This is a genomic window from Streptomyces sp. NPDC057702, from assembly GCF_042799315.1.
Taxonomy (GTDB): Bacteria; Actinomycetota; Actinomycetes; order Streptomycetales; family Streptomycetaceae; genus Streptomyces.
This window is the reverse complement of record NZ_JBHVJC010000022.1, coordinates 131,430-151,274: the sequence shown is the minus strand read 5'-3', so window position 1 is coordinate 151,274 and position 19,845 is coordinate 131,430. Positions and strand designations below refer to the sequence as shown.

At 72.8% G+C, this 19,845-nt stretch carries 11 protein-coding genes; 6 read left to right on the top strand and 5 right to left on the bottom strand.

The window, feature by feature from the left end; all coding sequences use genetic code 11:
* Positions 1-86 precede the first annotated feature (86 nt).
* The 3 genes from ACFVFR_RS18760 (at position 87) to ACFVFR_RS18750 (ending at position 4,943) form a co-directional block, all read left to right on the top strand.
* Complete coding sequence (locus ACFVFR_RS18760) at positions 87-881, top strand: class I SAM-dependent methyltransferase (RefSeq protein WP_383702878.1); 795 nt, start codon at positions 87-89, stop codon at positions 879-881.
* 434 nt (positions 882-1,315) lie between these two features.
* Positions 1,316-2,263 carry a UbiA family prenyltransferase gene (locus tag ACFVFR_RS18755; protein ID WP_383702876.1) on the top strand — a complete coding sequence of 316 codons (948 nt, stop codon included), beginning with the start codon at positions 1,316-1,318 and terminating at the stop codon, positions 2,261-2,263.
* Positions 2,264-2,678: 415 nt separating this feature from the next.
* The gene (locus ACFVFR_RS18750; RefSeq protein ID WP_383702874.1) at positions 2,679-4,943 is read left to right on the top strand and encodes an MMPL family transporter; all 2,265 of its coding nucleotides are present in this window, start codon (positions 2,679-2,681) and stop codon (positions 4,941-4,943) included.
* A 267-nt stretch (positions 4,944-5,210) separates the two neighbouring features.
* Here the strand turns inward: ACFVFR_RS18750 and ACFVFR_RS18745 are convergent, their stop codons facing one another.
* Entirely contained in the window at positions 5,211-7,331 is a 2,121-nt protein-coding gene (locus ACFVFR_RS18745; RefSeq protein WP_383702871.1) for an acyl-CoA dehydrogenase family protein, read from the bottom strand.
* Between the two features lie 135 nt (positions 7,332-7,466).
* Here ACFVFR_RS18745 and ACFVFR_RS18740 point away from each other — a divergent pair, with 135 nt between their 5' ends.
* Entirely contained in the window at positions 7,467-8,315 is an 849-nt protein-coding gene (locus tag ACFVFR_RS18740; RefSeq protein ID WP_383702869.1) for an NmrA family NAD(P)-binding protein, read from the top strand.
* Between the two features lie 206 nt (positions 8,316-8,521).
* On the opposite strand, the gene ACFVFR_RS18735 is transcribed toward ACFVFR_RS18740, so the two are convergent.
* Positions 8,522-9,862: a protoporphyrinogen/coproporphyrinogen oxidase gene (locus ACFVFR_RS18735; protein ID WP_383702867.1), complete on the bottom strand. Its 1,341-nt coding sequence runs from the start codon at positions 9,860-9,862 to the stop codon at positions 8,522-8,524.
* A 285-nt stretch (positions 9,863-10,147) separates the two neighbouring features.
* A complete protein-coding gene (locus ACFVFR_RS18730; RefSeq protein ID WP_383702865.1) occupies positions 10,148-11,767 on the bottom strand; it encodes an AMP-binding protein in 1,620 nt (539 codons plus the stop codon).
* Positions 11,768-12,057: 290 nt separating this feature from the next.
* On the opposite strand from ACFVFR_RS18730, the gene ACFVFR_RS18725 reads away from it, so the two are divergent.
* A complete protein-coding gene (locus ACFVFR_RS18725) occupies positions 12,058-14,172 on the top strand; it encodes an FAD/NAD(P)-binding protein (RefSeq protein WP_383702863.1) in 2,115 nt (704 codons plus the stop codon).
* A 600-nt stretch (positions 14,173-14,772) separates the two neighbouring features.
* The gene (locus tag ACFVFR_RS18720) at positions 14,773-15,864 is read left to right on the top strand and encodes a polyprenyl synthetase family protein (protein ID WP_383702861.1); all 1,092 of its coding nucleotides are present in this window, start codon (positions 14,773-14,775) and stop codon (positions 15,862-15,864) included.
* Between the two features lie 453 nt (positions 15,865-16,317).
* Here ACFVFR_RS18720 and ACFVFR_RS18715 read toward each other — a convergent pair whose 3' ends face one another.
* Together ACFVFR_RS18715 and ACFVFR_RS18710 are read right to left on the bottom strand one after the other, a co-directional pair.
* Positions 16,318-18,567: a LuxR C-terminal-related transcriptional regulator gene (locus tag ACFVFR_RS18715; protein WP_383702859.1), complete on the bottom strand. Its 2,250-nt coding sequence runs from the start codon at positions 18,565-18,567 to the stop codon at positions 16,318-16,320.
* A 406-nt stretch (positions 18,568-18,973) separates the two neighbouring features.
* On the bottom strand, positions 18,974-19,597 hold the full coding sequence (locus ACFVFR_RS18710) for a TetR-like C-terminal domain-containing protein (RefSeq protein WP_383702857.1): 624 nt from the start codon (positions 19,595-19,597) through the stop codon (positions 18,974-18,976).
* Between the last annotated feature and the right edge of the window lie 248 nt (positions 19,598-19,845).

Below are 19,845 nucleotides of genomic sequence, written 5' to 3'. Positions count from 1 at the left end.
AGCCCCACACAGGCTGGGCGTGGGCGGCAGCGACACGAGGTCCACGGAGGATACGAGGTCCACGGAGGGCGAAGAACGATATGAGCGTGACCGACCAGGAGCCCAAGGAGTACGTCTTCGATCCCACCTGGGACCAGGAGACGGAGCGGCTGCGCGCCAACGAGGCCATCTGGGACCCGGGCACCGTCGAGCGCCTGGAGCGGCTCGGGGTGGGCGCCGGATGGCACGCGCTGGAGGTGGGCGCGGGCTCGGGCTCCATCGCGAGCTGGCTGGGCGAGCGGGTCGGGCCCACCGGCCGGGTGCTGGCGGCCGACCTGGAGACGGGCCGGCTGGAGTCGCTGCGGGCGCCGCACGTCGAGGTGGCCCGGCTGGACCTGCGCACCGAGGAACTGCCCGCCGAGTCCTTCGACGTCGTGCACTCGCGCATGGTGGTGCAGCACCTGGAGGACCGGCCGGCCGCGGTGGCCAACATGGTCCGCGCGCTCAAGCCGGGCGGCTGGCTCTTCCTTGAGGACACCGACTCGCTGCCGCTGTTCCGCAGCGCCACCTCGGAGGACTTCCTCCAGGACGTGCGGGCCGCCGGGTACGCGCTGATGCGCCGCTCGGGCCACGAGCCGCGCGGCGGCCACTTCGACCTCCAGGCGATGCTGGGCACCGAGCTGGAGGAGGTCACGGCCGAGGGGCGGGCCGTCATGGTCCAGGGCGGTTCCTTCCAGGCCCGGCACTACCAGTTGTGGCTGGAGTTCATGAAGCCGCGCATCGTCGCCGAGGGCGAGGTGTCGGCGGCCCGGGTGGACGAGGCGCTGGCGCAGATGGGCGACCCGGCCCACCACTGGCTGACCCAGGTGCTCATCTCCACCTACGGCCGCAAGCCCCGCTAGTCCCCCGGGCCGCTGACGGGGTCGGCACGGTCCGGCCGGGTGGCGTACGACCGGCGTACGCCGTCGGCGCGGGCGAAGCGGCGAGCCCACCCCGTGCGGTGCGCGGCCCGGCCCCGTACCCGCCGGCCGCACGGGGAGCCCGCGGCCACCGGCGCCCACCACGGAGCCCGCCGCGCGCCACACCACGGCGCACGCCGCCACCCGCGCCCGCACTACGGGGTACGCCCCAGCGCGTCCCCCGTACGGGTTCCTTCCGGCGCGCGCGACTCGGCAAGACTCCACTCCACAGCGACCGGCCGACGCCGCCCGACCACCCGCACCCAACCCCGCCCACCCCGGCCCCCGTTCCCGCCGGCGTGCCCCGCACGCTCCGAGCACACCGGGAAGACACACCCACCAAGCGCGAAGAAACCATCACAGAAGGCAGCATCAGTATGTCGCTGAACATCGCCGCGTCCCCGGTCTCCAGAGACCGCCTGAGCGCGTACGTCAAGCTCGGCAAGCTCTCGTTCTACGACTACTACCTGAGCGCCTTCATCGTGTGGGCCGCGCTGCCCGGCGCGCTGACGTGGGACGGCACGACCTTCGCCGTGATCCTGCTCTACATAGCCGGCTACGTCGGCGTGGTCGCGGCCACCGTCGCGCTGGACGACGTCACCGGCATCCGGGACGGCAGCGACGCGCGCAACTACTCGCCCGAGTCCGGCGCGCTGCGCGACCTGACCCGCAAGCCGCTGCTGAGCGGCGCGCTGACGGTACGCCAGGCGGAACGGTTCGGCTGGGGCGCGATGGCCTGGGGCGCGGTGATGTGGTCCCTGGTCTTCGTCATCGCCCCGGAGAACTCGCTGTGGGTCGGGCTACTGATGGTGGCCGTGCTGGTCTCCAACGTGCAGTACTCCTACGGCCTGAAGATCAGCTACAACTTCGGCCAGGAACTCATCCTGGTCAGCCCCGGCCTGGCCATCCTCATCCCGTACGCCCTGCTCACCGGCGAGGTGACCGGTCTGGTCATCCTGGAGTCGGCGCTGTTCGGGCTGTGGAGCCTGCTGGTCTCCATCTACTCGAACATGAACGACGTGGAGGGCGACCGCCTGGCCGGCCGTCGCAACCTGGCCACCCTCACCACGCCCGCGACCTACCGGAAGATCATCGTCGGGACGCACCTGCTGGAGCCGGTCGCGGTGGCGGTGGCCATCGGCGTGGGCGCGGTTCCGGTGTGGTTCGTGGCGCTGATGGTGCCGCTGTGGGTGATGCGGGTGGCGCAGGCACGGTCGGGCGTGGCCCAGGGCAACCTGCTCCAGGCCCGCATGCTCGGCATCAAGCTGCACCGCTGGGGCGTTCCGGCCCTACTGCTGGCCAACGTTCTCGCCCTGCACGTCTGAGGCGCGGCCCCCGCCCGGCACGGGTGCGGGGCGACCTCGGACGTCGACCCGGCCCCGTGGCCGCTGCCACGACCGCCCCGCCCCCTCCCGGAGGCGGGGCGGTCGCCCGTCAGGACCGCGTGTGGATCACGTTCCGGTGACATTCACCGGGTGGCCACGCATGGAACTGACGCCCCGGGGGAGGGTGTTCGGCGACCACCGCCGAGCCCCCGATCCAGACATGTCACAGATGTCCGGATCGCCGCGCCGGGTTGGTCCCCCCACCGCGCCGCGGACGACGCCCGGCGATCTATGGAACGGCTTGCACCGCAGCGGATCAGAGGTGCAGACTGTTCCATAGGTCTAGTGCAAGTTGTTCCACAAGTCCTCGCACGGTGCTTCCCTCTTTCGCGCCGCCCGTCAGGAGATTCCGAAAATGCTCGACAGACTAGCGAGCCTGATCCTTCCCAGGCCAAAGAAAGTGCTGTTGGCCGTGCTGATCATCGCGCTCGCCGTCGGTGGGGCCTCGATGGGGCTGGCGGACCGGCTGACGATGGGGGGCTACGAGAACACCGACACCGAGTCGCACAAGACCGAGGACATCCTGGAGCGGGAGTTCGACCAGGGCCGTCCCAACCTGTCCATCGTCGTCAGCGACCCGCGAGGGGTCGACGACAAGGCGGTGGCCGCGGCGGGCCTGAAGCTGACGAACGACCTCCAGAAGAACAAGTACGTGGCCAACGTCGCCTCGTACTGGAGCCTGGACAAGGCCCCCTCGCTCAGGGGCGAGTCCGGCAAGCAGGCGCTGGTCAGCGGTCGCATCCTGGGTGACTTCGACGAGGTCAACGACCGGGTGCAGGACCTGAAGAAGGAGTACACGGGCACGGTCGACGGGCTTGAGGTCAAGCTCGGCGGGACCGCCCTGATGAACTTCGAGAACGTCGACCAGTCCGCGAAGGACGCCGCCACCGCCGAGACCCTGGTCTTCCCGCTGGTGCTGATCGTCCTGGTGGTCATCTTCGGCTCGCTGGTCGCGGCGGCCCTCCCGCTGGCGGTCGCCCTCGCCACGATGCTGCTGGTCTTCGGACTGCTGTACCTGATCACCTTCGGCTTCGACGCCAACAACCTGCTGACCAACGTCACCACGCTGCTCGGCCTCGGTCTGGCGATCGACTACAGCCTGCTGTTCATCACGCGCTACCGCGAGGAACTCCAGCGCGGCCGGGAGACCGAGGACGCGATCCGCGCCACGATGCGGCAGGTCGGCCGGACGGTCATCTTCTCCGCCGTGACCCTCGCCATCGCCTGCATGTCGCTCATGGTGATGCCGTTCGGCATGTTCCAGTCGATCGCCGTCGGTGGCGCGGCCACCGCGCTGATGGCCGCGCTCGCCACGCTGGTCATCGTGCCCGCGCTGCTGGCCTGGGCCGGCCCGCGCATCGACAAGCTGCGCCTGATCCGCCGCAAGCCGCGACCGGCGGCCGAGTCGAGCGAGGGCGGTTGGCACCGGCTGGCCCTGTTCGTGATGCGCAAGCCCGTCCCGCTGGTGGTCGCGGTGCTCGCGCTGATGGCGCTCCTGGGCTCCCCGGTCCGCGATCTGAACCTGCGTCTGCCCGACGAGCAGATCCTGCCCAAGTCCTCCCAGTCGGCCGAGGTCGCCAAGACGGTCAACGACGACTTCAACAACCGCGAGGCGCAGGCCATGCAGGTCGTCGCCACCGACATCGGCACGACGGCCGAGCGGGCACAGGAGATCACCGCCTACGCCTCGCGGCTGTCCGCCCTGCCCAACGTGGCCCGGGTGGACGCCCTGACCGGCAGCTTCGTCGGCGGCAAGCAGGCCGCCCCGGCCAACGCGTTCTCGAAGCAGTACGGCACGGAGTCCGCGACGTACCTGAGTGTGGTGCCCGCCGTGGACGGCCTCTCCCCCAAGGGTGAGGACATCGTCCGCGACATCCGCGACACGAAGGCCCCGTTCCCGGTCAAGGTCGGTGGCCACCCCGCCATCTCCGTGGACACCTTCGAGGTCTTCGCCGACAACCTGCCGCTGGCCCTGGGCATCATGGCCATCGGCACCTACATCCTGCTCTTCCTGCTCACCGGCAGCCTGCTGCTCCCGCTGATGGCGATGCTGCTGAGCGTGTTGAGCCTGAGCGCCACCTTCGGTTCACTGGTCTTCGTCTTCCAGGACGGCCACCTCCAGTGGATGGTCGGCGACTTCATCAACACCGGCGCGATCAACTGGACGGTCCCCGTCCTCGTCGGCACCCTGGGCTTCGGCCTCTCGATGGACTACGCGGTGTTCATCCTCTCCCGCGTCAAGGAGGAGTACGACCGCACCGGGGACAACGAACTGGCCGTCGCCACCGGCCTGGAGCGCGTCGGCAAGGTCGTCACCTACGCGGCGATCATCCTGTCCCTGGTCTTCATCGTGATGCTGACCTCCGGCATCAGCTACATGAAGGCCATGGGCCTGGGCGTGCCGCTCGCGATCCTGCTGGACGCCACGCTGATCCGTGGCATCCTGCTCCCGGCCTCGATGCGCCTGCTCGGTACGAAGAGCTGGTGGGCCCCGGGCCCGATGCGCGCCTTCCACGACCGCTTCGGCATCAGCGAGGGCGGGGCTCCCGAGCCCGCGCCCGCCGCGCGCCCGGACTCGGGTTCGGGCACCGCGCCCGAGCGCACCGTGGACCGCGTCTAACAGACCCGCCGCGCGACCGACCCCCGTGGACGCGCGGCTTCCCAACGGAGCCCCGCTCGCCGTTCGCCCGGCGGGCGGGGCTCCGTCATGCGCGCCCGACCCCGACGCCCCACCACGGCCACGCCCCGGGCGGGGCCGTACCTCCGTCGCCGTACCTCCGCCACGGCCGCACACCCACGGCGTGGCCCGGCCGGGTTGGCCGGGCCTCGCCCTGAGCGAGTCGCCCGTGACGGAGGGGCTGGCGGGGTTCGTCGCGCGGGGGGTTCGCTACGGGAGGTGTGGCTCCGCGCGGGCGTCGGTGGCCCCGGGGGGCGCGTCGGCGCTCGCGAACGCGGCGGTCACCGGGCGCGGGGCCGGCCGTGGTCGCGTCCGTGCGAGGAGAGCCTGTACGTAGGCGGGGGTGGCGATGGGGCGTTGGCCCAGGAACTCCTCGGGGAGGTCGAAGGCCGCGACCAGGGTGAGGCCGTGGCCGGCCAGCCGGTCGATCGCCTCCTCCGGCAGGACGGCCAGGTCGGCGGCCTGGGCGGCGGTCAGTTCGCCGGCGCCGACGAGGAGACCGCTGGCGTGCTCGATCCGTCGCAGGGTGAACAACCGGTGCAGGTCGAGCAGGAGGTCACGGACCTGTGGCGCGTCGGTCGCGGCCACCCAGTCGAGCAGGGCCGCCGCCGCGTCGTGCTCGGCTCGGGCCGTGACGGCGGCCAGCGCGTCGGGGGCGGCGGCGTTCCACCGCCGAAGGCGGTCCCCGGCGGCGGACGTCCGCATGCGCACGCGGGCGCGGGACAGCCGTAGCCGTACGACCGAGGCCAGCAGGGCCTGCCGGAACGCGGCATCGTCCATGTCGCCGCCACCGGTTCGGCCAGCACCCCCCACAGCGCCAACCCCGACCTCCCCTCCGTGGCCCTCGGCCCCACCGCCGCCGACCCCCGCCGCGCCGGCGGCGGTCGGGGCGCGGTCGGCCGCGGCGGTGGTGGCGGCCGGTGTGCCGGGGTCGGCCGTCAGCAGGAGTTCGGCACCGGCCTTGGCCCACAGCGCGAGGTTGTCGCCCTCGGCGGTGATCGTGCCCTCCACGTCGCCCAGCAGCGCCGCGAACCCGTTGACCGGGAGCAGCCCCTGGGCGCCGCAGCGCTCACGGCTCTCGACGATCACGTCCCGGGCGCGCCAGGTGGTCCAGCCCTTGCTGATGGCCACCTGGCGTTCGACGGCGTCCGCGTCGGCGGGGGTACGCCGGGCCCAGCGGTCCACGGTGACCCGGTGCAGCGCGGTCATGGCGTACACCGTGGCCAGGGCTTCGAGCAGCGGGCCGTGGTGGGTGCGGTGGGCCCACAGCGGGACGCGGCGGTCGGGACGGGCGCCGGTGACGTGGCGGTGGTGGGCATAGCGGACGGCGGTGGCCAGCGCGGTGCGGGCGCCGCCGATCGCGCTGGCCGCCATGCAGAGCTTGCCTACGCTGACGCGGCCGATGGCGGCCAGGAAGCGTTTGCGCTTGCCACCGAAGGCGCTGGTGACGGTGGCGTCGTCGGTCAGCCGCCCGTGCTCGCCGGTGAGCAGCGCGGCGCGGGGCAGGACGACGTTGTCGAACGAGGTCAGGCAGTGGTCCACCGGACTGCCGGGGCGCAGCGGCAGCGGATGGACGCTGACCCCGGGCAGCGGGCCGGCGGTGTCGGTGAGCGGGACCAGGAAGAGGAAGATGCCGTGGTCCCGGTCGTCGACCAGCAGTCGGGCCGCGACCAGGCCGGACTTGGGCCCGCCGGCGGGGCCGGTGTTGGGCATGAACTTCCGCGCCCCGGGGTGGGGCGTGTGGAGGGTGAAGGTGCGCCGGGTCCGGTCGTAGGTGGCGACCGTCTCCAGGGCGGCGGCGTCGTTGCCGTGGTCCAGCTCGGTGCAGAGGAAGGTGCCGATCCGGTCCGTCCGCAGGAAGTCGTCCAACGGCCGGTCGGGCCGCTGGTCGTGGTCGTACAGGCTGCCGAGGAAGAGGTTGTAGTGGATGCCGGCCAGCACCGTCAGCGCGCCGTCCACCGGGGCCATCCACTCGTGGAGCGCGGCCAGCAGATGCGGGTCGGCGGCCACCGTGGCGGGGTCGGCGGCCGTGGCCAGCCTGCGTAACCTGCGGTAGGAGTCGGCGAGTTGGTCGGCTGTCGCGGCCTCGGTGCGCCGTTGCATGTCCGGCTCGGCGGCCAGTGCCCGCCAGGGGCCGTGCACCCGGTCGCGGTCGGGGCCGAAGAGCAGCCGGGTCAGTTCGGCGGTCGTCGGGTCGGGCCCGGCCACGGCCGGCGGGGTCTCGACGGGCCGGCCGTCGACGGGCGGGGTCTCGACGGGCCGGCCGTCGACGGGCGGGGTGTCGACGGGCAGCGGGGAGGCGGGTGCGCCGGTAGCCGGAAGAGTTGTCATGATCCTAGTCATTGACCGCACATCACTTCCGCAACGGTCATGTGATCAACGCCACCGCCCGGAGCGGCCGTCGCGCGCTCGAACCGCCTGGTCCGGCCTTGAGTTGAACCGTGGTTCACCTTCTACGGTGCCGGCATGACCAAGATTCTGGTGACCGGGGCGACCGGCACCGTGGGCAGGCACGTCGTCGCCGGGCTGGCACGGGCGGAGGCGGACGTACGCGCGCTGGTACGCGATCCGGCGGCGGTGGCGTTGCCGGCCGGGGTGGAGGCGGCGCGGGGGGATCTGACCGATCTGGACTCGCTGGCGGCGGCGGTGCGCGGGGTGGAGCGGGTGTACCTCATGTGGCCGGGGTTGCCGGTGGACCCCCGTGTGGTGGAGGTGGTCACCGAGCACGCGCGGCAGGTGGTCTACCTCTCGACGGACGTGACCGACCTCGCGGACAACGAGGAACCCACCTCGTACCACCAGGCGATCGAGCGCCAGCTCCGCCGGTCCGGGGTGACCTGGACGTTTCTGCGGGCCATCGACTTCGCCGCCAACACGCTGCGCTGGGCCGACCAGATCCGCCAAGGCACGGTGCGCTACCCCTACGGGCAGGCGGCGCGCTCGCTCATCCACGAGCGGGACATCGCCGACGTCGCCGTGCGGGCGCTGACCGCGCGCGGCGCCGCGCGGGAGCGGCACGAGGGGGTGGCCCACCTGCTCACCGGGCCCGAGGCGCTCACCCAGGTCGAGCAGGTCCGGATCATCGGCGAGGTGATCGGCCGAGCGGTGCGCTGGGAGGAGTTGCCGGCGGAGGTGGCGCGGGAGGAGTTCACGGCGGCCTGGGGCGACGCGGAGTTCGTGGCCGGCCGGCTGCGCGCGTGGAAGTCGTTCGTGGACACGCCCGAGCGGGTCACCGACACGGTCGAGCGGCTGCTCGGGCGACCGGCCCGCACCTTCCGCGAGTGGGCCACCGACCACGCGGACGCCTTCCGCTGAGCCGGATCGGGCCGGGGCCGCCATCGGCCCGTTGGCCGCCCGCCGGGCGCTGACGCCAGCGGCGCGGTGCCGCCAGCGGCGCGGTGACGCGCGGGCCCCGCCCGTCGGCTCGAAGGACCTGGTGGGCGTGGCCCGGCCCCGCCCGTGGCGGGGCCGGGCCGCCCCCCCAGGTCTACACCGGGGTGGGCGGGCAGGTCGCCCGTCTGTCAGCGGCGGCCTGAGAGCCAGGCGTGCACCCGGTCCACCGCCAGCTTCGAGGACGCGATGGCCGCCTCGCTGCTCGGGCGCAGGTAGAGCCAGTCGCCGGCGTACTCGATGGGGCGCGGCGAGCGGCGGACGAAGCGACCCCGCAGCCGCAGGGCGGCCGGCGGCGCGGCGGGCAGGCCGTTGGGCCAGCGGACGACGTGGTGACCGACGTACGCCGAGCGCAGCCCGTCGATGAAGTGGGTGCTCTCGTCCAGCGCCCGCTCCAGCACCTCCTCGTCCGGCAGGTCGTACACCTCGTGCACCCGGCGCGGCGAGATCAGCAGCGTGACCAGGCCACGGCCCTCCGGCACCCGGTCGGGGCACTTGTTGTGCTCGATGGTGCAGCCGGAGAAGAGGGAGTCCTCGTCGGGGCCGAGGACGACCGCGTACGAGCGGGGGTTGTTCGGGTCGCGGCGCGGCTCCAGCGGGCGGTCCAGGCGGATCGCGACGCGCATCATGGTGGTGAAGGTGGACGCCTCGATGAACGGCCGCTCGTCGTCGGGCAGTCCGGGGTGGATCGCGGGGATCTCCGGCGAGGGCTGGGTGAGGACCGCGGCGCGCGCGCTCAGGTCGGTGCCGTCGGCGAAGTGGACGCGTACGTTCTCGCCCTCGCGCACCACCCGCTCCACCGAGCGCGACAGGTGGACCTTGACCCGGCTGGCCAGGGTGCGGGCCATGGTGTCCTGGCCGTCCCGGTAGGTCTGCCAGCGGAATATGCCCTTGGTGCCCTGCATGATGGCCAACAGCGGCGCCACCGCACTGACCTCGGGCTGCCAGCCGAAGGCGGTGTGCGCGATCGGGGTCAGGCTCCGCTCGACCATCTCCTGGCCGTACTGGGCGCCGAACTCGGCGAGCGTCATGTTCCCGTACTTCGAGTTCTCCGGCCACTCCGGGTCGACCTGGCCGGAGCGTCGCATGCCGCCCAGCATCGAGCGGAAGGACTGGAGACGGCCGGTGACGGACAGTCCGGCGCCGAGCACCATGCCCTTGGGGTGCCCCACCCACGGGTGGTTGCGGCCCTGGTCCCACAGGCCGACGGGGTGCTCGATCTGGTGGATCTGGTTGCCCCGGTCCAGGCCGAGCTCCTTGATGAACTCCCAGGTGGCCGGGTAGCCGTACGGGGAGATCGTCTCGGCGCCACGGTCGGTGGTGTAGCCGTCGACACGGCTGGAGCGCATCCGTCCACCGGGCGCGTCCTCGGACTCGAACACCTCCACCCGGTGGCCCTCTTGCGTCAGCCGGTACGCGGTCGTCAGGCCGGCGATGCCGGCGCCGATCACCGCTATGTCGATGTCAGTCACTCCTGCTCCTCACACGTGGTGCTTCCCCGGTGCCGGGCCGCCGCGCCCGCGCCCGGGTGGCGTGCGACGGCGGCGGGAGTGCCGCCCGTCGCACGCGGGCTGATTGCCTCGGATGGTTCGGTATCGCTCGCCCGGCCGGGGCGCGCCGCGCGGACGCGCCGCGCTCCCGTGGACCACTCGCCGTGGCCGCCCCGGCGTGGCCGGTCGGCCGTGGTCAGCCGGGCGTGGCCGACCCGGCGCCCGCGCCCGGCCGAGGGCCGGGGCGCGCGCCGGGCGGCGGCTGGCTCAGGTCCAGCGGCCGGAGCCGATGGCCTGCTTGCTGCCCAGGACCTGTTCCCGCAGGTCCAGCCGGCGCACCTTCCAGGTGGCCGTCCGGGGCACCTCGTGCCAGGGCACCAGCTTCGGCTCGGCCATCGGCGGCAGTCCGGCGGACGCGGCCTCCCACTCCCGCGGGTCCAGCGTGTCGTCCGCCATGGACAGCACGGGGACCGGGAGTTCGCCCGGCACGCCGAGCACGGTCACGTCGGAGGCGCGGGGAAGGCGGTCGAGCAGGATGCTCTCCAGCTCGATGCCGCTGGTGCCGGGGATGATGTCCACCTCGCGGTCGACCAGCTTGAGCCGGCCGAGCGCGTCCATCTCACCGATGTCGCCGGTGTTCCACCACTCGCCGTCGATCTTCTCCGCGTGCCGGTCGCTCTCGCCGACGTAGTCCAGGCACTGGGCCTTGGTGGCGACCATCATCAGCCCCGGCTCGCCCTTGGCGACCTTGCGGCCGGTCTCGACGTCGACGACCTTGACCTTGTTGAAGCCGGGCGAGGGCCAGCCGATGTCGCTGGTGACCGACGCGTCGTCGGAGATCTTGCGCATCCGGCCCCGGGTGAAGAGCGTGAAGCACACCGGGCCGACCTCGCTCTGGCCCCAGCCCTGGAGCCACACCGGCACGCGCCGCTTGGAGACGTCCAGGAAGGTGCGCACCGTGCGCGGGTGGATGGCGTCGAAGGTGCCGACGAACAGCCGCACCTGACGGAAGATCTCCGGGCGCTGGTGGGCCAGTTCCTCCCAGCGCTGGAAGATGTTCGGGCACGCCTCCAGGGAGGTGGGCCGGTGCTCCTCGATCATCCGCTCGGCGACCTCGGGGTCGTGCTGGGAGATGATCACGATCTTCTTCGGGGCGAGCACGAACTGGCCCATCACCCACGAGACGATCCGACCGTGGGCGAAGGAGACCGACGTGGCGGCCACGTCGCGGTGCTTGCTGGCCAGCACGGGGAAGCGGATGCGCTCCATCCGGGCGACGCCGCCGAGCAGCGAGTTGCCGGAGTGGACGACGAGCTTGGGTACGCCGGTGGTGCCGGAGCTGTGCATGATCAGCATCGACTCGTGCGGGGCGCGCAGCCGGACCGGCGGGGCGTCGGCGCCGTCCAGGTCACTCAGCGTCAGGGCGCCCTTGGGGGCGTCGTCGCCCAGCTCGCCGAGGACGATGACCTTGGTGTCGGGGCCGCTGAGCTCGATGCCCGCACGCGCGGCGGCGGCCAGCGCGGTGGGCGAGACCACCAGGACCGAGGGCTGCAGCTTGGCGATCATCGCGCGGTGGTTCTCGGGGGTGTTGGCCCCGGCGATCGTCGCGGGTATCGCCCCGAAGCGCGCGGCCGCCGCGGCGGCCAGCGTCATGTCCAGATGGTTGTCCTTGACAATGGCGACCCGGTCGCCCGCACGGGCCCCCGCCGCGTAAAGGCGGGCGGAGAAGTCCCGTACCGTGTGCGCGAGTTGCCCGGCGTCATATCGCGTGCCCTGATCGGGGGCTATGTCAAAGGGACGGTCCAGATAGGCAACGGTCTGTTGCTTGGCCTGCGCGTGCCATTCAAACAGCTCAGCGATGTTCAGCGGGTGTTTCCGGTACGACATTCCAGCTCTCCCCACCTGGGAACGGGATGACCTTCACGACGGGCCGCGCGGGAGGCCGCGCAGCGTGCGTGCAGGCGCTGGTCGCCCGGGGTTATGAAGGCTAGAAGTTGTCACAAAGTAGGCTCCGACCTGCACGAATAGCCATAGCAAGCCACATGGCAAGCTCCACCATGTCAGATAGCAAGAACTAGCCGCTACCGTGTTCGACCACTTTCCCCAACACTCGGAGGCCAGTTCGCTCGGGACGGGCCGATTCGCTCGGCGTGCGTCGTACGGGAATGGGGAGCGGCATGGCCGGCACACGCCTTGATGTCTGCGTCATCGGGGCTGGCCCGCGCGGCCTTTCCGTCGTGGAGCGCCTCTGCGCCAACGCGCGGCAATTCCCGACGTACGAGACGGTCACCGTGCACGTGGTCGATCCGTACGCACCGGGCCCGGGACAGGTGTGGCGAACCGACCAGTCCCGACACCTGTTGATGAACACCGTGGCCTGTCAGGTCACCGTCTTCACCGACGAGAGCGTGGCCATGGCGGGCCCACTGGCCCCCGGCCCCAGTCTCCACACATGGGCCCGCGCCGTCGCCGGCGACCCGGCGTACGACGCCGCCGTCCGCGCCGAGGCCGCGGCGCTGGGCCCGGACGCCTATCCGACCCGCGCGCTGTACGGCGACTACCTCTCCTGGGCGTTCGGGCGCGTGGTGGCCAACGCGCCGGCCCGGGTCCGGGTACGCGTCCACGCCGCGCGGGCCGTCGCGCTCGACGACACCGACGACGGGACGGGGAGCGGGGCGGGCACCCAGACCGTGACGTTGGAGGGCGGCCAGCGGCTGGAGCGCCTGCACGCGGTCGTCCTCGCCCAGGGCCACGTCCCCGTCGAGGCGTCGCCGACCCAGTCCCGGCTGGCCGACTTCGCCGCCCGTCACGACCTGGTGTACGTCCCCCCGGGCAACCCGGCCGACGCGGACCTGTCGGGCGTACGGCCGGGCGAGCCCGTGCTGCTGCGCGGGCTCGGGCTCAACTTCTTCGACCACATGGCCCTGCTCACCGAGGGTCGCGGCGGTCGGTACGAGCGTCGCGCGGGGCGCCTGACGTACCTGCCCTCGGGGCGGGAGCCACGGTTGTACGCCGGCTCGCGGCGCGGGATGCCGTACCACTCCCGGGGCGAGAACGAGAAGGGTGTCGAGGGTCGCCACGAGCCGTTCCTGCTGACCCCGGAGCTGGTCGCCAAGCTGCGCGCGCAGGCCGCGGACACCCCCGGGCTCTCCTTTCGCACGACGCTGTGGCCGCTGGTGGCGCGCGAGGTCGAGACCGTCTACTACGGCGCGCTGCTGACCGCGCGCGGCCAGGCGGACCGGGTCCCGGCCTTCCGGGAACGCTATCTGGCGCACGCGGCCGACGGCTGGCGCGACGGCGTACCGGCGAGCGGTCCCGACGGCGCGGGCGACGACCCGGCCGGGGCGGGCGAGGCGGACGCGGAGGTGCTCGCCGCCTTCGGTATCGAGGTGGCCGACCGTTGGGACTGGGCGGCCATCGAGCGGCCCTACGGGCAGCGGGAGTTCGCGGACACCGAGGAGTTCCACGCCTGGCTGCTCGACCACCTGCGCCAGGACCTGCGGGCGGCCCGCGAGGGCAACGTCAGCGGTCCGCTCAAGGCCGCCCTGGACGTCCTGCGCGACCTGCGCAACGAACTGCGGCTGGCGGTCGACCACGGCGGGCTCAGCGGCGACTCCTACCGCGACGACCTGGACCGCTGGTACACCCCGCTCAACGCCTACCTGTCCATCGGCCCGCCCGCCCGCCGCGTCGAGGAACTGGTGGCCCTGATCGAGGCGGGCACGGTACGCGTCGCCGGGCCGGCCCTGGAGATCGCGCCCGACCCACGGGCCGGCGCCTACGTCGCCCGGTCCTCGGCCGTGCCCGGCTCGCAGGTCAGCGCCCGTGTGCTGATCGAGGCCCGACTGCCGGAGACGGATCTGCGCCGCACGGCCGACCCGCTGCTGCGCCACCTGCTGGCCACCGGCCAGTGCGCCCCGTACCGCATGCCCGCCACGGACGGCGGGAGTCACGAGAGCGGCGGGCTCGCCGTCACCGAGCGGCCCTACCGGCTCCTGGACGCCCACGGCGTCGCCCATCCGCGCCGGTTCGCCTTCGGCGTGCCGACCGAGGCCGTGCACTGGGTGACGGCGGCCGGCATCAGGCCCGGCGTGGACTCGGTCATCCTCGGCGACTCGGACGCCATCGCGCGCGCGGTGCTCGGCGCGTTGGACCACGACGCCGGCGGGAGCGCGGCGCGGCGGCGGAGCGACGGAGCCGGGGTCGCGCCGACGTCCGGGCCGAGCGCGCCGGGCCCGGATCGCTGGCAGGACGTTGTCATGGCCCCGGGCGGCCAGGAACCGCAGGATTGACCCATGACCGGCTGGGAGGAGCAGGTGAGGGCGCGGGCCGTCCCGTCGTCGGCGCGGGTGCGCGTCACGACGAGCGGGCCCCGGGGCGCGGGCGGGCCACCGTCTGACGCCGCGCCACCGCGTCCCGCCCGGCCCGGCCGCACCACCGCCGCCGTCGCCCACGGTCACACCAGCGCACACGCCGGGCACTCGCAGCACGCCCAGGCTCACACGGATCGCCCGCACGCCCCCGGCATCCCGCCCGCCGGGTCGGCCCCGGACGCCGCCGCCACGGGTCGGCCCGCACGCCGGACGTACGGGCCGACCAGGGCCGGTGTCGTCGCCGGCCCCGGAGGCCCGGCGACGCTCGCCCCGCCTCGCGGACGCGCCCCGGGCGCGCCGCCCTCGTACGCGCCCGCCGTGGAGCAGACACCGCCACCGGGCAGCCGCCTGAGATCCTTGTCCAGCCGCCAGACCGCCTAGATCGCCCGAGATCACCGTGGACTCGCCGCACCGCCGCCCGGGTGAGCCGGACCGCGACAGCGCGACACCATCGGCCACGGCGCCGAACCGCACGACCACCACCGAGGACTCTGTCTTCTCCACGCCGGGGAGCTTGTTGTGACATCCATAGAGGCGACGACCACCGTGGCCCAGACCACCGCCACCGACCCCGGTCGGGAGACACCCCGTGAGGTGCGGGACCGCATGCTCGCCCGGGTCGAGGAGCGGCTGGCGGCGCTGCTCGCGCGGGAGCGCGCGTACTGGACCGGGCAGAACCCGGACGCGCTGGAGCTGGTGGACTGCGTCGAGACCATGGTCGCCAGCGGCGGCAAGCGGCTGCGGCCCGCGTTCTGCGTCGCGGCCTACCTGGCGGCCGGCGGCGACCCCGAGTCCGAGGTGGCCGTGGACGCCGCCGCCGCGCTGGAGCTGATGCACACCTCGGCGCTGCTGCACGACGACGTGCTGGACGAGTCGGAGCTGCGGCGGGGCGGGCCGACCGCGCACGTGCGGCACACCACGCTGCACCGCGAGCGCGACTGGCACGGTGACGCCCGGCACTACGGACAGAGCGTGGCCATGCTCGCCGGCAACCTGGCCATCGTCTACGCCGAGCGGCTTCTGGCCAACTGCCCGCCGGCCGCCCGCTCGGTGTGGGGGGAGCTCTCGACGGAGCTGATGGTCGGCCAGTTCCTGGACGTGCGGGCCGCCGCCAGGTTCCAGCCGGACATCCCGCTGGCCCGCTGGATAGCCCTGTTCAAGTCCGGCCGCTACACCGTCTACCGGCCGCTGTCGGTCGGCGCGATGCTCGCCGGTGGCTCGCCCGAGCTGCTGGCCCCCTTCGAGGAGTACGGGCTCGCGCTCGGCGAGGCGTTCCAGCTCCGGGACGACCTGCTGGACGCCTTCGGCGAGACGGACATCACGGGCAAGCCCGCCCGACTGGACTTCAAGCAGCACAAGATGACGCTCCTGATGTCCTTCGCCCTCCAGGACGAGCCCGAGGTGCGAGCCCTGGTCGGCGACGACCTGCCGAACACCGACCCCGACGAGCTGCACGCCCTGCTGCTGAGGACGGGCATCAAGGACCGCGTCGAGTCGGTCATCGAGGAGCGGCTGAAGGTCGCCAACGACGCCGTCAGCGCCGCGCTCCCGGACGAGTGGGCCACCGAGCTGCACGCGATGGCGCGGGCGGCGGCCTACCGCGTCAAGTGACCCGCGCCCCGGGGTGAGCCGGTCCCTACCCGTCCGGCCCACCACCGGGGCCGGGGAGGCCGGCCGAAGCGCGGAAGGCCGGTCGAAGCGCGGGGACGCCGCCGGGGGCATGGAACCCGCCGCCGGGAGGCGGGGGGCCGTCACCGGGAGGGGCCGTCGGGACGCGAGGGCTCCGTGAGGCCCCTCGCCAGCCCCGTGCGCGGGCCGTGCGCCACGGGCCCCGGCCGGGGGCGGCCGGCGCCCCGACACCGAGCCGCACACCGGCGCCGTGGGCCCGCCGCCGTGGACGTACCGCCGGCGCTGTGCCGGCACGGCGAACGGCCGGCCCGCGGTCGTCGCCGGGCCGGCCGGTGTGCGGGCGTCCGCCGGTACGCGGGGCGGTCGCCGGTCAGCCGCCGGTGTCGGGCCCGGCACCGCGAGGTGCGGCGGGCCCGACACGGGGGCTGGTGGTGCCTATCCCGCGGCCGTCTGCTGCACGATGCGGGTGACGTGGACTCGGGAGGGGCATTCGAGCTTGTTCATCACCTGCCGCAGGTGGTTGACGACCGTCCACTCGGACAGTTCGAGCGAGCGGGCGATCTGACGGTTGGTCATACCCTCGGCGACCAGCTCCGCGATCTGGTGCTGGCGCGGGGTGAGCCCGGCCAGCCTGGCGTCGGCCCCCGGCACCGCGACCGGCTTGGGTACCGGAGCCGCCAGCGCGGTGTTGAGCGCCGAGTACAGCGTGGCCGCCTCCGTCGCGTTCGCGGCCCGGCCCGCCTCGCCGTCGGCCGTCTCCCCCGTGGCCTCCCGTACCTGGTCGGCCAGGGCGCGTAGCGCGACCTCGTCCACGCTCGCCGGCAGCGCGTACTGCTCCCGCAGCGCCGTGACCATGGTCAGCAACCGTAGGACGTGCGCTCGCTCCGTGCCGCCTCCGCTCGGCGCCGAGCGAGCCGCTGTCTCCAGCGCGAGCACCACATCGGCCGGGCCGCCGATGTACCGGGTGAGGATCTCCATGGCCTCGCGGACCGTGGTGTACGCCTCCGGAGACCGGCCGCTGGCCAGTCGCACCCGGGCCAGGTGGACCAGCGCGACGGCGCGCGCGTACGGCTCCTCCAGGGCCCGCAGTTCCTCCAGGGCCCGCACCAGGGGCTGGTCGGCCTCCGGCTTGCCGCCCTCGGCCCGGACCAGGGACAGCAGCCGCCGTGCGAGGGCCGCGTTCCTGACGTCACCGATCGCGTCGAGCTCGGCCACGGCGAACTCGGCCTGCCGCTCGGCCCCGGCCGCGTCGCCCGCGCGGCGCAGCAACTCGCCCTGGAGCGTGGCCACCCGGGCCCGCCCGCCGGGGTCCCCCGTGCCACGGTAGAGCTCGGCGGCCCGGGTCAGCAGTGCTCGGGCGGCCTGGAGCTCCTCGCCGGCCAGCGCCCACCGTCCCGCCGTCTCCAGCGCGTCGGCCAGCAGGGCCGCGTCCCGCGCGTCGCGTACGTCGGCCGCCTCCAGGGCGGTGACGGAGCGGGAGAGTATCCCCGCGGACTCGCGGAGCATGTTGTGCACGGTCCACGCCTCTTCGAGGGCGAGGAGGGTACGGACCGCCGTGGCGTGCTCCCCCTTGGCCTGCTGCCGCCGGATGGCGGTGCGGATGTCGGCCAGCCGGGAGTGCGCGAGCGCGAGCCAGTGCGCCCGTTCCTCCGCGATCCGCAGCCCGCGTTCGGCGGCCACGGCGAACTTCGCGTAGTGGTCGGCGTGCCGGTTACGGGCCTCGGCCTGCTCCTCGGGGTCCTGCGCGAGCCGGTTGCGGTAGTAGTTGCGGGTCGCGGTCAGCATCCGGAACTCCGGCTCGCCCCCTTCCCGCTTGGCGCTCACCAGCAGGCTCTTGTGCACCAGCGAGTCCAGCCTGCGCGCCGCCTGCATGAGCGACAGGTTGCCGAGCCGCTGCGCGGTGGGCAGGTCGATGGACGTCTCGCACACCGCGAGCCGCTGGAGCAGCGCGCGCTCCTCCGGGGAGAGCGCCTGGTCGCCCCAGGACAGCGCCCCGGGGACCGACTGGTGACGGGTCGGCACGTCCAGCAGCCGGCTGTTGTACGGGTGGGCCCCGCGCCGGAGCTGTTCGAGCAGTGCCCGTGGACTGAGCGTGCCCACGGCCCGCGCGGTCACCTCGATGGCCAGCGGCACGCCGTCGAGGAGTTCGCAGATCTCGGCGATGTGGTGCAGTTCGCCGCCGTGCAGCACGTCGCTGCGGTAGTGCGCCCGCACACGGTCGATGAACAGCTGCACCGCCACCGAGCTGTACGGCGTCTGCCCCCCGGAGCCCACGGGGAAGGGCGCCACGGGGAACAGGTGCTCGGCGTACACCTCAAGGGAGATGCGGCTGGTCAGCAACACGCGTAGCGAGGAGCAGGCGCGCAGCAGGGCCGCGATGTCGGTGGACAGCAGCGGCGCCACGAGGTCGCAGTTGTCCAGGACGAGTAGGAGTTCACGGTCGCCGATCGCGGAGCCGACCAGCTCCGGGAGGGCCAGCGCCGCCGCGTCGCCGCCGATGCCCAGTGCCGCCGCCACCTGCCGCCAAGCGATGGTGCGGCTGCCTGTTGACGCGAGGTCAGCCCGGATGACGCCGTCGGTGGCGTACGGAACGGACCGGGCCAGTACGGCGTCCGCCAGGGCGCTCTTGCCCACGCCAGCAGGTCCGGTGATGGTCAGTAGCCGGATTCCGGGATCGTGCAGCATTCCGCAGAGTTCGGCGATTTCCCCTTCCCTTCCGAATAAACGGGCGGAACGGGGTTGGTGCATTTTCTCACGGTTCGTTACGGACAATATGGGAATTGCCTCGCAGACACCACTATCCATGAGCTGGTTCACGAAATCACTCCCGCCATGACTTCAGGCCACGTCGCCTCCGGCCAAGGGCAGCAACACGAGCACACTCATCAGTCCTGTGACACCGGGCTCGCCAGACCCCCCGATGAGCGCCTCCGTTCGCTCTCCCCCGTGCGCGGTACAAGATGTTTCATAGAGCAGACTTCACCAGGGTCAGCGGCACGAATAGAGCGCCGCTGGAGTCTCACTGAAACATCTGGCCGTCGAGCATAGCGGGCTTTGCTTGTGCGTCGCGCCAGCAGCCGGGCACGCAGGGTCAGTCCGCGGCCTGGACCTGCGGAAGCCCGTAGGTATCGAGGAAGCGGTCAGCGAGATCGGTTACATAGCCGTCATCGAACGTTCCGTTGAAAAACAGCCTCGTGAAGAGCATCGGGCCGGCCAGCCGGTCGATCGCGGCGTCCGCCGCCAGGTCGGGCACCAGCTCGCCCCGAACCTTCGCCGCCTCGACAATTTCCCGTAGAAGTTCCGTACCTTTGCGGTGGCAATCTTCCAGGATGATGGCGCTCGCCCGGTCGGCGGCGGCCCGCTCGATCATCACTCGCAGCGCACGCTCGGCCACGGAATCGAGCAGCATGCTGCGAAACGCCTGCAATTCCGAGATCAAGTCCGCTCTTAAGTCGCCGGTCGGCGCGCAATGTTCGACCTCGAAGGAACGGGCGAGTACGTCGCGGATCAACATCGCCGACTCCGGCCAATGCCGGTAAAGCGTCGTCCGGCCGACTCCGCTGCGCGCGGCGACGGCGACATGGGTCACCGCGGCCCAGCCGTCCTCGATCAGCAGTTCCTGGGCGGCGGCGAGCGCCGCGGCACGACTGCGCTCCGCACGCGGATCGGGGCCCCGGTGCGTCACACCGACCGCCGCGTCGTCCGTCTTGGCCATGCATCACGCTCCACACTGAACTGACTAATGTGGAGCAGTTTGCACCAGACACCTGGCGGGCGCCTACCTCGCCCACCCCCGCAAACGCTTTTTGGGCCTGGTCAAACCGTGTCCCGGCGCGAATTGAACGCTGAGCGCGACCGGGTCGGTGCACAGGGCAACAATGCGACGTTTCACGTGTCCCGCCGACCGTGCGAACCGGTCCGGCACGCGACCGGCACCGCTGGCGCGCCACGCCCCCGCACGCG